The sequence below is a fragment of the Maribellus sediminis genome, assembly GCF_011799805.1.
Taxonomy (GTDB): Bacteria; Bacteroidota; Bacteroidia; order Bacteroidales; family Prolixibacteraceae; genus Draconibacterium; species Draconibacterium sediminis_A.
In genome coordinates, this window is the sequence record NZ_WXUB01000002.1 from 1243716 (window position 1) to 1257781 (window position 14066).

The window sequence follows — 14066 nt, forward strand, 5'->3', positions numbered from 1 at the left end:
ACTGAATTAAGTTCTATTTTTGCGCGCGATTTAAAAACAATATAATGTCTAACTCATTAATTTATTAAGAATTACATGACTGAAGAAAAAAAAGAAAATCTTGAGCAGGAAGTACAAGAAACTCCGGTTCAGGAAGAAATCAAAGCTGCGGAAGCAGTAAAAGAAGAAACTCCTGCTGCTGAAGAGGTAGTAGAAGAAGCTCCGGTTGCAGAAGCTGCCGAAGTTGAAACAGAAAAACCAGCAGCTAAAAAAGAAGCTCCAAAAGCTAAAAAAGAAGCTGCAAAAGCTGAAGAAGAATTTGACTGGGCCAGCCTTGAAAGCGGAACAGAAACTTATTCTGAAAAAGAAAGAGGCGACCTGGAAAATCTGTACAACAACACACTGAACACCGTTTCAGAAAAAGAAGTACTTGAAGGAAAAGTTATTTCACTAAACAAACGCGAAGTAGTTGTTGACATAGGTTACAAATCAGACGGTATCGTTAGTTTGAACGAATTCCGTTACAATCCTGAGCTGAAAGTAGGTGACACAGTAGATGTTTACATCGAAAGTCTCGAAGATAAAAAAGGCCAGATGATCCTGTCGCACAAAAAAGCGCGTGCAACCCGTTCTTGGGAGCGTGTTAACGAATCGCTTGAAAACGACGAAATCATCAAAGGTTACATCAAATGCCGCACAAAAGGTGGTATGATCGTAGATGTATTCGGTATTGAAGCCTTCTTACCGGGTTCACAGATTGATGTTAAGCCTATCCGCGATTACGATGTATACGTTGGTAAAACCATGGAATTCAAAGTGGTTAAAATCAATCACGAATACCGTAACGTTGTTGTTTCACACAAAGCGCTTATCGAAGCCGAACTGGAACAACAGAAGAAAGAAATTATTGCTAAACTTGAAAAAGGACAGGTACTTGAAGGAGTTGTTAAAAACGTTACATCATACGGTGTATTCATGGACCTTGGTGGTGTTGACGGTTTAATCCACATTACCGACCTTTCATGGGGACGCATTTCTCACCCAAGTGAAATCGTTGAACTGGATCAGAAACTGAACGTGGTGATCCTTGATTTCGATGATGACAAAAAACGTATCGCACTTGGTCTGAAACAACTGACTCCTCACCCATGGGATAACCTGGATGAGAAACTGAAAGTTGGCGACAAAGTAAAAGGTAAAGTTGTTGTAATTGCCGACTACGGTGCATTTGTTGAAATTGCTCCTGGAGTTGAAGGTCTGATCCACGTTTCTGAGATGAGCTGGAGCCAGCACCTGCGCAGTGCACAAGACTTCCTGAGCGTAGGCGACGAAGTAGAAGCTTCAATCCTTACTCTCGACCGCGAAGAGCGTAAAATGTCACTGGGTATCAAACAACTGAAAGAAGATCCATGGTCGAATATCGATACTGAATACGGAGTAGGTTCAAAACACACTGCAAAAGTTCGCAACTTCACCAACTTTGGTGTATTTGTTGAAATTACAGAAGGTGTTGACGGATTGATCCACATTTCAGACTTGAGCTGGACTAAAAAGATCAAGCATCCATCTGAATTTACTGCAATCGGTGAAGACATCGAAGTAGTTGTTCTGGATATCGATAAAGAAAACCGTCGTTTGAGCTTAGGCCACAAACAACTGGAAGAAAACCCATGGGACGTTTTCGAAACCATTTTCACTACCGATTCTATCCACGAAGGAACTGTGGTTGAGTTGATGGACAAAGGTGCTGTAATTGCATTGCCTTACGGTGTTGAAGGTTTTGCTACTCCACGTCACCTGGTTAAAGAAGACGGAACTTCGGTTAAACAAGACGAAAAACTCGATTTCAAAGTTATCGAATTCAACAAATCAGCTAAACGAATCATCGTTTCGCACTCAAGGATTTACGAAGATGTTAAACGTGCAGAAGAAGGCGAACAGCGTAAAGCTCAGAAGAGTACTACAAAACGCGCTATGAAATCTGTTAGCGATAACATCGAAAAAACTACCCTTGGAGATATCAGCGAATTAGCTGCTTTGAAGAAGGAGATGGAAAAATCGGAGAAAAAAGACAAATAAGCAGTTGGTGTATTTAAACTGATTTTCGTAAATTGAAGCATGGCATTCGAAATTCGAAAAAACGGCAAGTATACTTTAGTTAAAGTAAACGCCGATAGATTAGATACTAACAACGCACCCGATCTGAAGTCAGAACTGCTTTTTGTTAATACTGATGGCGAAAAAAACATAGTTCTCGATTTGAGTGAAGTTGCTTATTGCGACTCCTCGGGATTAAGAGCAGTTTTGGTCGCGAATCGGCTCTGCGAAGACGCAATTGGAACTTTTATCCTCTGCGGTTTGCAGCCCGATGTGGAAAACCTGATAAAGATTTCGATGCTTCACACGGTTCTGTTAATTACCGATACCGTTGAAGAAGCAGAGGAATTACTGGTAAAGAAAGAAAATCTGTAACAACAGGAATGTCTTTCGAACTGACCATATTGGGAAGTAACTCAGCATTACCAACTTCAAACAGATATCCAACCGCCCAGGTACTTGAAGTACCTGGGCGTTGTTTTTTAATCGACTGTGGTGAAGGAACGCAAATTCAGCTTCGCCGTAATAAGATTAATTTCAGCAAAATCCAGCACATTTTTATTTCCCACCTTCATGGCGACCACTTTTACGGACTGATTGGTTTAATCTCGACCATGAACCTGATGGGTATAAAAACCGACCTCCACATTTATTCGCATTCCGAATTAAAAAACCTCATTCAGCCACAACTCGATTTTATTAATGCTGAAATGACGGTTAAACCTGTTTTTCACCCCTTGAACTTCAAAAAGCCACAAACCATTCTCGACACAAAAAAAATAGAGGTGATCTCGTTCCCGGTAAAACACAGCATCCCGACCTGTGGGTTTTTGTTCCGGGAGAAGCCAAAACCGGCAAATATCAAAAAGGAGTTGATTGAAGCATACAATATACCGATAGCCGAAATCAGGCAAATAAAAGGTGGCGCCAATTTTATCACCGAAGACGGGCAAATCATCCCAAACGAACAATTAACCATTCCGCCACCAAAACCAAAATCGTACGCATTTTGCACCGATACGGCTTTTCATCCGCCGCTTGCCGAGATCATTAATGGTGTTGATCTGCTTTACCACGAGGCCACTTTCCTGGAAAAGTTAAAAGCTCTTGCTGAAAAAACACTGCACTCTACGGCCAAACAAGCCGCTGAAATGGCTAAACTATCAAACGTTGATAAATTGTTGATCGGTCATTTTTCAGCCCGGTTTAAAAAGGTGGAACAGTTTGAAGAAGAGGCCCGTGAAGTATTTGAAAATACTGAAGCTGTTGTTGAAGGAAACAAATACATTATTTAATCAATCTTCTGCGCCCTCAAAAAATCCTTTATCGAAATTCACCAGGTAGAGTTTTTCGGTTGGCCGGGTAAATGCCGTGTACAGCCAACGGTAATATTCTTTATCGAGCATATCCTCGGTTAAATACCCGTGATCTACAAAAACCGCCTTCCATTGTCCACCCTGTGCTTTATGGCAGGTTAATGCGTAGGCGTATTTCACCTGCAGGGCATTGAAATACGGATTCTCCTTTATTTTTTTCCAGCGTTCGCGCTTATTTCGCACATCGAGGTAGTCTTCGGAAACAGCGTCGAAAAGCTGCCTGTTTTGCTCGCTGCTGAACGAGGCACTTTCCAAACTCAGTGTATCGAGAAAGATTTTACAATCGAGTTCTACATTTTTATAATCCAAAAAACGCAGGCTAACATTGGCAAAACGAAATCCATAAAGTTCCTCGTAGCCATTTATGGTAATTATTTCGGCAATATCGCCATTAGCAATAAAATCGATTTCGGTATCGTCATTAGCCCAAAAATAATTGTTCTTTACCACCATCAGCAAATCGCCACGTTCAATTTCGCTTTCTTTGTATAAAATCGAGCCCCGAATTCCTTTGTTAAAAATATTTGCCCGTTTGTTTGAGCGGGTCACCACAGTAGTATCAAACAAGCCGTATCTATCGTAGCAAGTTGAAATCGTCTCAATCAAGTCAGCACCCGAAATTCGGATGATGTCGTCATAAGGTAGAAGTTCGATGGGAAAAAACCCTGGTTCCTGTTCTTCTGCTCCAATTCGGGTTCTGAGGTCGGTGGCATTGCTAAGAATTCCCGATCCCTCTGCCTGACGAACAACATCGGTAAGTTCCATCTCTGAAACACCAAAACCATAGCTTTCCAATACAAAGGCCTCCAGTGCCGGACTAATGTCGAGCCCGACAGGCGGTAATTGCGCCGTGTCGCCAACAAGAATCAGGCGGCAATTCTCGCCCGAATACACATATTCCAACAAATCGTCGAGCACACGACCGCTGCCAAAAACCGAACCTTCGTACGATTCATTCGAAATCATAGAAGCTTCATCAACAATAAAATAGGTATTCTTATACAGGTTCTTATTCAAAACAAATCGGCCCATTCCATCGCTCGACGATTGTTGCCTGTAAATACTTTTATGAATGGTAAAAGCGGCTTTCCCCGAATAATCAGCCATCACCTTTGCTGCCCTTCCGGTTGGAGCCATCAGTATAGAACGGATTTTTAACAGATCGAGCACCTGTGTTAAGGTAAAAATCATAGTTGTTTTTCCGGTTCCTGCATACCCTTTTATCAGCATAATCCGGTCGGGCTCATCGGAAGCGATATAGCTGGCCATCATATCAATTAAAAGATCTTGACTTTTGGTAGGCGGAAAGGCCAGTTTTTCAGTTAATATCCTTATCAGGTGATTTTTGATCATACGGCCTAAAATAACATTAAGTAAGGGAAGCTAATTTATTTTTTTTTATAAATTTGCATGCAAACGAAAAATGAACCTATAAAAAATTAAGAATGAGAACCGTATTTCAGATTTTACTAGTCGTTGCTGCAGTTGTGCTTACTTTCTTTATTTACAAGAGCATCCAGCGCCCGATCCAATTCGAAAAAGCTAAAGATGCACGTTACGAAGCTACAGTTGCAAAGTTAAAAGATATTCGTAAAGCTGAGTTAGCATATAAAGATGTTTACGGCCAGTTTACCGGAAGCTTTGATACCCTGATCAATTTCGTAATTAACGATTCGGTTAGAAACGTAAGAGCAATCGGCGAATTAACCGACAGTATGATCGAAGCAAAAATTACCGAAAAGAAGGCTATTGAAATGGGACTTATCATTCGTGATACTATTAGAGTTTCTGTTTTGGAATCGCTTTTTGGAAAATCATATGATGCAAAAAGTTTGCGTTACGTTCCTGTTCCTGGTGAACCAACAGAATTTCACCTGGCACAAACAGTTATCACTACAGGCTCAGGAATTCAGGTTCCTATTTTTGAAGCTAAAGCTCATAACAATGTTATCTTAAGAGGTCTTGATGAGCAATTAATCATTAACCTTAACGATCAACGCAGAACCAATGAAAAATACCCTGGATTGAAGGTAGGTTCGTTAGTTGAAGCCAATAACAACGCAGGAAACTGGGAATAATACTCATGTATGATTTTATAGACGATTCATTTAGTCGCAAAAATTCACACGAATATATTTTATCCATTCAGGTTAGCCTGAATGGATTTTCTTTTTGTATCCGGGAATTGTCGGGGCGAATACTGTGCTTCAAACACATCGATTTGAAGATCAGTAGCGAGCAGTTTATTTCGAGGCGTTTTGCTGACTGGTGCAACGAAGAGGAATTGTTGCAGCTTACATACAACCAAAAGCAGCTGGTTTACACCGGTACGCGTTTTACTTTGTTGCCTCAGCAGATGGAAAGCGAAGAACTTAAAAGCGATCTGCGCGAACTGCTGCTTCAAACCAGCGATGAAGAAGAATATGCCGAAAACTGGATTAAAGAGGTACAGGCAAAATTACTATTTGTTTTGCCCCCGGAATTTAACGGCACGGTGAAGGAAAAACTCGGAGAAGTAAGAATTTGTCATATTGTTCAGAAATTAATCAACTGGCAGAATTTGCAAACCGATGAATCTGGTCTGCTGTTATTCTTCGACCATAAAGATTTATTCCTTGTAGTAAAACAGAACAAGCAACTGACTCTGGCAAACGCGTTTAAAGTGAACCACGCCAACGATGTAATTTATTATGCACTGTCTGTGACCAAACAGTTAAAAGTCGATTTAAAAGGCTGTAAAGTAACAACAGGCGGACAATCCGTATTGAGAAATTCACTGAACGAACAACTGCAACAACATTTTGGCACGGTTGAAAGCCTGGCTGCCGGAACTACCAACTCTGAAAAGGGTGAAATTACTATGAATGATATTATTTGTTTGATTTAAGTATGCGAATTGTTGGAGGAAAATATGGTGGCAGGATGTTTCATCCGGGCAAAAAATTTAAGGCACGCCCCACTACCGATGTTGCCAAAGAAGGGCTTTTCAATATCCTGGAAAACCGTTACGATTTCTCTACCAAAAAGGTTCTCGATCTGTTCTCGGGAACGGGTAGTGTAGCCTACGAATTTATTAGCCGCGGCTGCGAACATGCCACGATGGTTGAAAACAACTTCAATCACTACAAGTTTATATTGGAAGTGATCGATACCCTGAAAATAGAAAATGCAAAGGTTTTTAAAGCTGATGTGTTTAAGTTTCTGAATAAGTCTCCCGAGTTATTCAACATTATTTTTGCCGACCCACCATTCGACCTACCGAAATTTGAGAGCGTAGCTGATGCCGTTCTTGAAAGCGAATTACTGGCTCCTGAAGGTGTATTTATACTTGAACATCCCAAAGAATACGATTTTTCGCAACATCAGTATTTTAAAGAGCTCAGAAAATACGGCAAGGTCAATTTTAGTTTTTTTGAAAAAGACTAACTTCTTCTTTTTAACCACAAAAAAAGCTTCCACACGAGAGGAAGCTCTTCAACTAAATAAATATCAAAAATCTAAATTGTATTAATCTAACTTTCGTTTAATGCTGCAGCCAACAGGCTTAGTTTCATTTATAGCAACTGTTTTTCCACTTCCCAGGCTTACTAAAGCTTCTTGCAGATATTCTTTAGAAACCTTTTCAGCACTGCCATTACCATCATCTATTGCTCCTTTGTAGGCGAGGTCGTAATTGCTATCGAAAAGAAAAACGTGAGGTGTTGTTTGCCCGCCAAAAGAGTTAGCAATCCGGCTTTCTTTATCCACTACATAATGAAAGTTATAGCCCTGCTTCTTCGCTTTTTCCTGCATGGCTTCCATCGAATCAGATCCTGTTCGGTTCTGATAATTTGAATTCAAAACAATCATCCCAACATTGTTATTGTCGGCCCACTTTTTAATTTCATTGTAACGGCTCTCCCATTTCAAAACAAACGGGCAGGTATTGCAAGAGAAAAGTACCAAAACACCATTTTCCTTTTTAACATCGGCAATTGAAACACTCTTCCCCGAAACATCAGTCATTTTCACATCGGTTAAAACCGCTTTATCTCCAATCTCCAGCTTTCCTGCATTCTTGGTAGCAAGTACCGGTATTGCAGTTAAAATTAGTAGTACAATCAAAAGGTTTTTCATGGTTATAAAATTTAATATTAAACACTAATTAGTATTTTATTGAAAAACAACGGCGCGAAAATAAAGTTCAGAAACTAAACAAAAACCGTGGTATCGGGTTATTTGGGTGAATACTTTTAGAGATGAAACTTGAATCGATACGACGCGAATATACGCGAGCAGAACTTAGTAAGAAAAATGCCGACAAACATCCCATGCACCTGTTTCAACGCTGGATGAAAGAGGTACTAAATTTGAATAAAATTGATGCCACTTCAATGTCGATTGTGACCAACGGAGCCGATGGATTTCCCGATTCCAGAATTGTTTTGCTCAAAAGCTATAACAACGAAGGCTTTGTCTTTTTCACCAACTACAACAGTCAAAAAGGACAAGCGATAGCAGAAAATCCAAAAGTAAGTTTACATTTTTTCTGGCCCGAACTTGAACGGCAGGTCCGCATTTCGGGAATTGCTGAAAAAACCAGCATTGAAGAATCGGAAGCTTATTTTCATTCTCGCCCGTTTGAAAGCCAGGTTGCAGCTGCAGTATCCGATCAAAGTGCGGAAGTTCCATCGCGCGTTTATCTGGAAGAAAAATTCGATGCCCTGAAAAAAGAACTCAACGGTACGAATCCGGAACGCCCTAAGAATTGGGGCGGATATTTAGTTCGCCCGGTAAAATTCGAATTCTGGCAGGGCCGCGAAAACCGGCTGCACGACCGTATTGTTTACGAACTGAAAGATGAAGACTGGATTATAAAACGTTTGGCTCCTTAGAAATCGAGGTTGAGTGTTTGTTTCAGGTAAGCTAAATTCGGATTCTTTACGGCCAATGCCTGGTAACGCTCGATATCGGAATAAATTACCTTTTCGCGCACTACCTCCGTAATCAAGGTTTTCAGATTGATTTTCGAATTCCGGAGTTCTTTGCGCAAAAACGACACCAGCTCGGGCCGGATATTCGCAATCAATTCATCCTGAATACGGTTGTCAATTTCCAGCAACAAAGAAAAATTCTCTTCAATTTTAGGCACATTCGCGAGTGTTACCTTCATATTCGAACCGTCTTCAAGGCGCGTAAGAAACAAATCCCATTTTTCTTTCAGTTGATCAGAAGTGAACGGTTCTACCTCGCCTTCCTTCGAATAAAGTTCGTGCTGTTCTTTGGCCGAAAGCTGAGTGTTATCTTCAAACTCTCCCCTCATGGCACGTTTGATTGAAGGTGTGCCCATGCTCTGCGAACCGCGTTTTAAAACCCGACGTTGTGGTTTGGGCTTAGCCACTTCCGGCTCTTGCACTACTGCTTTTTGAACAACCGGTTTAGCTACCGCAGGCTTTTGTGCTATTTTTTCTTCAGGAATATCTTGCCCGGTGAAAATGGGCTCGAGGATGTCATCCTCGGTGTCAGCTATTTTTTTTTTTAAGGTCAGCTGTGCTATCCGTATCAAAGCCAGTTCAATCAACAGGCGTTTGTTCTGACTCGTTTTGTAGTTCAGATCGCAATCGTTGGCAATTTGCATGGCATCGAGCAGGAAATCGCTGTTACACGCAGCAGCCTGTGTTTTGTAGCGTTCTTTAATATCGCCGCCAACTTCAAGCAACTGAACAGTTACCGCATCTTTACACACCAGAATATCGCGCAAGTGGCTGCTTAATCCGGTAATAAAATGATGACCATCGAAACCATGGTTCAGAATGTCATTAAAAATGATCAGTACTTCGGTAACATTGTTTTTCAGGAATTCATCCACCAGACGGAAATGATAGTCGTAATCCAACACATTCAGGTTGGTAATTACATCCTGGTATGTAATCTTCTTGCCCGAGAAACTCACGATCTGGTCGAAGATCGACAAAGCATCGCGCATGGCACCGTCGGCTTTCTGTGCAATTACATTCAATCCTTCCGGTTCCGCTTCAACATCTTCGCTTTTTGCAACGTAAGTAAGGTGATTTGAAATATCGCTTACACCTATTCTGTTGAAATCGAAGATCTGACAACGTGATAAAATCGTTGGGATAATTTTGTGCTTTTCAGTAGTCGCCAAAATAAAAATGGCATGCTTCGGCGGTTCTTCCAGCGTTTTCAAAAACGCGTTAAACGCCTGCGACGACAACATGTGAACCTCATCGATAATGTACACGCTGTATTTTCCCATTTGCGGAGGAACGCGCACCTGGTCCGTCAGGTTCCGGATATCGTCAACCGAATTGTTCGAGGCAGCATCGAGTTCATGAATATTGAACGAACGACTCGTATTGAAAGACTTGCACGATTCGCACTCGTTACAGGCTTCGGTATCGGCAGTTAAATTTGTACAGTTTATCGTTTTAGCGAAAATACGTGCACAGGTAGTTTTCCCCACTCCACGCGGGCCGCAAAACAAATAAGCATGTGCCAACTGTTTGCTTTTAATGGCATTCTTCAGCGTTCCGGTAATGGACGCCTGTGCCACAACTGTTTCAAATGAATCGGGCCTGTATTTTCGTGCTGATACAATAAAGTTCTCCATAAAATCTTTCCTGCCTTTGCGGATGACCAAAGATAATTAAAACTGGCTTTTATAGGGAGTTTTTTTATTAACACAATATTGGTAACTTTCGAAGAAACTGATTGCGAAATGATTACCAAAAGAAAAAGATCCACGGCCTGTTTGATCCTGGTTTTGACAGCTATTTTCGCGCTCGAATCATCGGCGCAGGAAAAGACTTTTTACGATTTTTCCGGAAGAACGATAGATGGCGAACTGATCAGTTTCGAGATTTTCAAAGGGAAAAAAGTGCTGGTGGTGAATACAGCTTCTGAATGCATGCTGACACCTCAATACGAAAAATTACAGGAACTATACGAGGAGTACGGTGGCGACGATTTTGAAATTGTTGCTTTTCCGTGCAATGATTTTGGGCACCAGGAACCGGGATCAAACCAGGAGATTAAAGAGTTCTGTAAACAGTATGAAGTGAGTTTCACTTTAATGGAAAAGATCTCGTTAAAAGACGATGACATGCCACCACTTTACCGCTGGCTCACCAACAGCGAAGAAAACGGTACGCTTGACGCCAAGGTCCGCTGGAATTTTCAGAAATTTATGATTGATAAAACCGGCCACGTGGTTGATTTTGTTGGTCCGGCCGGCAGCCCGCTTAGTAAAACAATCATCGAGTGGTTAAACAGCGATTAATCGTTGTACAAGTTTCCCGGCTTTTTGGTCTGATGCGGAACTTTCCCGTGGATATTTCCTCCATGCCATTCAGTACGGCCGCTCTTTCGTTTAAAATGTACCTTTTTCTTATCGTCCTTCTTAAATTCCTGCCTGAAATACTCGATGGCGTAGAAAGGCAAAAACACAATAAAAAACACGAGCAAGCCGCCAAGCATCCAGGCTTTTGTATTGGCTGAAGTAAAAAGATGCATAAAAAGCGCAACTATCACAACCAGCAAAGCTCCGGGTCCGGCAATCAACAATATCGTTTTCTTTAGTTTGTCGCTCATTCTTTTTTTCAAATTAAGCCGATGTGGATGCAGCAGCAGCCGAAATAGCTACCGATGCAGCAACAGCCTGCGATGCAGAAATAGCATCGGCAACTGCGGTTGAAACGCGATTGCCCACCATCATTTCCTTTAAACGCGCACGTGCCTTTTTTCGCTCTTGTCTGTCGGGGAACAAGCGGGGCAACAAACCGGCCGGCTGAATAAACGACAGCAGAATCAACGACTCTTCATCCGATGTTCCCCGCATGATACTTTCTTTAACTTCATCAACCAGTTTATACAATACCTGCTTATTGGTAGCGAACGGTTTCTTCCATTTAAAAATCAGGAAACGCTTGTCTTCAATTTTTATCAGCCGTTTCGAAACCAGGCCGTCGCGCACTTCACCACGAATGTAATTCAGTGAATAATAAAATTTATTGATCCAGCTTGAAATCCGGCGCGGACCTTTGGCCTTACTCATTTTTTGCAACATAAACCGATGAGCCTCATTATCCGATTTGTCGGAAAGCAAAACGATTCTTTTATTATCAAACTTAATATTCTTATTCAGGTACATTTCCATCAGCAGTCCTCCAACAATTACGTAATCCATAGCAGTACCCGACTGATACACGATCCCTCCTTTTTCAGGATGAATACCCAGCAAATATAATTTTTGAGCCAACGGAATTAAAGTTTCCATTTTTGATTGATTTTGATTTTTTCTTAGTTAATTCGTCTTGAATTAACAGCCAAAAGGTACAAATAAACCGCATTTATTCAAACTTTACGAATCGTACAACAGCAAGAGAATTATTATGAAAAAAGGATTTGCAAGCGATAACAATTCCGGAGTTCACCCGGCAATTTTTAAGGCGATGGAAGCCGCTAATCAGGGACATGTTGTTGGCTATGGCAACGACCCGTTCACGCAAAATGCAATCGATATTTTTAAGCAACGATTTGGGCGCGAAACCGAAGTGTTTTTTGTGTTTAACGGAACAGGCGCCAATGTTTTGGGGCTTTCAACACTCACACACAGTTTTAACTCGATAATTTGTGCCGAAACCGCGCATATCCAGGAAGACGAATGCGGGGCGCCCGAGAAATTTACAGGTTGTAAACTGATTCCGGTAGAACCGGTTAACGGAAAAGTAACGCCCGAAGCAGTGCTGCCACATTTGAAAGGATTTGAATTCGAGCACCATTCGCAGCCCGGAGTGATATCCATTTCTCAGGTTACCGAAATGGGTACGGTGTATCAACCCAAAGAAATTATCGCACTGGCCGATCTGGCTCATAAACACAATATGTTCTTGCACATGGATGGTGCCCGGATTGCCAATGCCGCTGTTTCGCTCAACCTCGAATTTAAAACATTTACCAAAGATTGCGGTGTGGATGTATTGTCGTTTGGAGGCACAAAAAACGGTATGATGTTGGGTGAAGCGGTGCTGTTTTTTAATCCTGAACTAACCAAACTTACCAAATACATTCGGAAACAAAGCATGCAACTATATTCGAAAATGCGCTTCGTCGGGGCACAGTTCCAGGCATATTTCGAAAACGACCTTTGGCGTGAAACAGCTTCTCATTCAAATAAAATGGCTAAACTGCTTGAAAAGGAAGTAAGCCGGATACCCGAAATTAAAATTACGCAACCGGTTGAAGCCAACGGTATATTTGCCATTGTTCCGCCCGAAATTATTGAACCACTAAAAGAACAGTTTTTCTTTTACATGTGGGATGAAATAAAATCGGAAGTTCGCTGGATGTGTTCGTTTGATACAACAGAACAGGAAATTCTCGATTTTGTAAAGCTGATCAGGAAATTACTGGCCAAGTAAATCAATCTTTTGCACCGGGTTTTAACCCGGTGATTCCAGGTAGATGCAAGTCTGGCTTTAGCCGTTAATATTCAAAATCTTAATGGCTGGGGCCATATTTTTATGCACTTTATTCACCGGGCTAAAGCCACGGTACAAAAATCATCAATCCTCAGAATTTCATACTTAAAAGATATTCAAATTAATAACTAAACTTTATTTAAAATTTTTGGTAGTAACAGAAATGCTTAACTTTCAGCTTCAGTAAAAAAGCAGGCGGCTAATATCGCTTGCATAAACCGACAAGAGAAAAGCAAATGCCCTTATTTCGTTATTATCCAAGCAATCCCAAAAAACTGGATCCTGAGATCGAGAAGAAAATTTTCTATCACAGCCTCCTGTTTCCGGCAATTTTTGTATTGCTGATGTGGATCGTAAAGATACTGGAACTCACTTCCGGATACAGTTTAGTTGAGTTCGGCATATTCCCTTTACGACTCGACGGCTTACAGGGCGTACTCTTCTCCCCTTTTATCCATGCCGATTTTAGTCACCTCTTCTCCAACTCGCTCCCCTTATTCATTTTGGGTTTTATGCTCATTTATTTCTACCGGCGTATTTCGTACCGCATTTTCTTTTTACTGTATTTTTTGTCAGGGATCAGTACCTGGCTGATGGGGCGCGAGGCCTGGCACATTGGCGCAAGTGGAGTTGTTTATGCCCTCGCTGCATTTCATTTTGTGAGCGGAATCATCCGTTCTGATGTGCGTTTACTCACACTCTCAGTGGTGGTTGTGTTTTTATACGGAGGTTTGGTTTGGGGCCTGCTTCCCATCCGTCCCGAAATTTCATGGGAAGGTCATTTGTCGGGAACAATTTCAGGTGTGGTTTTGGCTTTCTATTATCGAAAATATATTATTCGCCGCGAAAAATACGATTGGGAGTTGGAAGAAGAAGATGAGGATGAGGAAGAAAAGGCAAAGGCGGAGGAACAGGAACAGGTGGAGGTGGAAGACGAAACGGGGAGAAAGATTCCGATTGAGGGTGATCAGGCTGGGTTTACGAAGCAGAAAAAAACAGTAAAAGAAAAGGACAAACTTCCCGGAAATATCAGTCACACAGGGCAGTTTTAATTCACCGGGTGCTTTGTCTTTTCACTCAGAATTAAGGTTCTGTTCATTTGTGATGCAACTCTCAACAAGATTAAAAAAAAGGT

General features: G+C 41.4%; 15 protein-coding genes. 10 read left to right on the forward strand and 5 right to left on the reverse strand.

The genetic code is table 11. The annotated features are described in order from the left end of the window. Nucleotides 1–75 precede the first annotated feature (75 nt). Genes rpsA through HFD85_RS11500 form a run of 3 tightly spaced genes read left to right on the forward strand, consistent with a single transcriptional unit; the run spans nucleotide 76 to nucleotide 3371 of the window. A complete protein-coding gene (gene rpsA, locus HFD85_RS11490; protein WP_206081946.1) occupies nucleotides 76–2058 on the forward strand; it encodes a 30S ribosomal protein S1 in 1983 nt (660 codons plus the stop codon). A 39-nt stretch (nucleotides 2059–2097) separates the two neighbouring features. After that, on the forward strand, nucleotides 2098–2451 hold the full coding sequence (locus tag HFD85_RS11495) for an STAS domain-containing protein (protein WP_167609335.1): 354 nt from the start codon (nucleotides 2098–2100) through the stop codon (nucleotides 2449–2451). Between the two features lie 8 nt (nucleotides 2452–2459). Continuing rightward, on the forward strand, nucleotides 2460–3371 hold the full coding sequence (locus HFD85_RS11500; RefSeq protein ID WP_167609338.1) for a ribonuclease Z: 912 nt from the start codon (nucleotides 2460–2462) through the stop codon (nucleotides 3369–3371). On the opposite strand, the gene HFD85_RS11505 is transcribed toward HFD85_RS11500, so the two are convergent. Beyond that, nucleotides 3372–4805 (reverse strand): ATP-dependent DNA helicase, encoded by a 1434-nt coding sequence (locus HFD85_RS11505; RefSeq protein WP_167609341.1) that lies wholly within the window; start codon nucleotides 4803–4805, stop codon nucleotides 3372–3374. It lies immediately after the preceding gene. Nucleotides 4806–4897: 92 nt separating this feature from the next. Between HFD85_RS11505 and HFD85_RS11510 the strand changes: the two genes are divergently transcribed. The 3 genes from HFD85_RS11510 to rsmD are packed head-to-tail and all read left to right on the forward strand — an operon-like array spanning nucleotide 4898 to nucleotide 6878. Then, nucleotides 4898–5530: a hypothetical protein gene (locus HFD85_RS11510; protein ID WP_167609344.1), complete on the forward strand. Its 633-nt coding sequence runs from the start codon at nucleotides 4898–4900 to the stop codon at nucleotides 5528–5530. Nucleotides 5531–5535: 5 nt separating this feature from the next. Next, nucleotides 5536–6339 (forward strand): DUF3822 family protein, encoded by an 804-nt coding sequence (locus HFD85_RS11515; RefSeq protein WP_167609347.1) that lies wholly within the window; start codon nucleotides 5536–5538, stop codon nucleotides 6337–6339. A gap of 2 nt (nucleotides 6340–6341) precedes the next feature. After that, nucleotides 6342–6878: a 16S rRNA (guanine(966)-N(2))-methyltransferase RsmD gene (gene rsmD, locus HFD85_RS11520; RefSeq protein ID WP_167609350.1), complete on the forward strand. Its 537-nt coding sequence runs from the start codon at nucleotides 6342–6344 to the stop codon at nucleotides 6876–6878. Between the two features lie 81 nt (nucleotides 6879–6959). Here rsmD and HFD85_RS11525 read toward each other — a convergent pair whose 3' ends face one another. Continuing rightward, nucleotides 6960–7568 (reverse strand): redoxin domain-containing protein, encoded by a 609-nt coding sequence (locus HFD85_RS11525; RefSeq protein WP_167609353.1) that lies wholly within the window; start codon nucleotides 7566–7568, stop codon nucleotides 6960–6962. A 122-nt stretch (nucleotides 7569–7690) separates the two neighbouring features. Here HFD85_RS11525 and pdxH point away from each other — a divergent pair, with 122 nt between their 5' ends. Further along, on the forward strand, nucleotides 7691–8326 hold the full coding sequence (pdxH, locus tag HFD85_RS11530) for a pyridoxamine 5'-phosphate oxidase (protein ID WP_167609356.1): 636 nt from the start codon (nucleotides 7691–7693) through the stop codon (nucleotides 8324–8326). Here the strand turns inward: pdxH and HFD85_RS11535 are convergent. Continuing rightward, nucleotides 8323–10062 (reverse strand): DNA polymerase III subunit gamma/tau, encoded by a 1740-nt coding sequence (locus HFD85_RS11535; protein ID WP_167609359.1) that lies wholly within the window; start codon nucleotides 10060–10062, stop codon nucleotides 8323–8325. The genes pdxH and HFD85_RS11535 overlap by 4 nt on opposite strands. A gap of 108 nt (nucleotides 10063–10170) precedes the next feature. Here HFD85_RS11535 and HFD85_RS11540 point away from each other — a divergent pair, with 108 nt between their 5' ends. Beyond that, nucleotides 10171–10731 (forward strand): glutathione peroxidase, encoded by a 561-nt coding sequence (locus tag HFD85_RS11540; protein WP_167609362.1) that lies wholly within the window; start codon nucleotides 10171–10173, stop codon nucleotides 10729–10731. Here the strand turns inward: HFD85_RS11540 and HFD85_RS11545 are convergent. Then, nucleotides 10728–11042, reverse strand: a complete 315-nt coding sequence (locus tag HFD85_RS11545; protein ID WP_167609365.1) for a hypothetical protein — start codon at nucleotides 11040–11042, stop codon at nucleotides 10728–10730. The genes HFD85_RS11540 and HFD85_RS11545 overlap by 4 nt on opposite strands. 13 nt (nucleotides 11043–11055) lie before the next feature. Then, the gene (locus HFD85_RS11550; protein ID WP_167609368.1) at nucleotides 11056–11727 is read right to left on the reverse strand and encodes a GOLPH3/VPS74 family protein; all 672 of its coding nucleotides are present in this window, start codon (nucleotides 11725–11727) and stop codon (nucleotides 11056–11058) included. A gap of 115 nt (nucleotides 11728–11842) precedes the next feature. Here HFD85_RS11550 and HFD85_RS11555 point away from each other — a divergent pair, with 115 nt between their 5' ends. Further along, nucleotides 11843–12871 carry a threonine aldolase family protein gene (locus tag HFD85_RS11555; protein WP_167609371.1) on the forward strand — a complete coding sequence of 343 codons (1029 nt, stop codon included), beginning with the start codon at nucleotides 11843–11845 and terminating at the stop codon, nucleotides 12869–12871. 296 nt (nucleotides 12872–13167) lie between these two features. Further along, nucleotides 13168–13983 (forward strand): rhomboid family intramembrane serine protease, encoded by an 816-nt coding sequence (locus tag HFD85_RS11560; protein WP_167609374.1) that lies wholly within the window; start codon nucleotides 13168–13170, stop codon nucleotides 13981–13983. Nucleotides 13984–14066 lie beyond the last annotated feature (83 nt).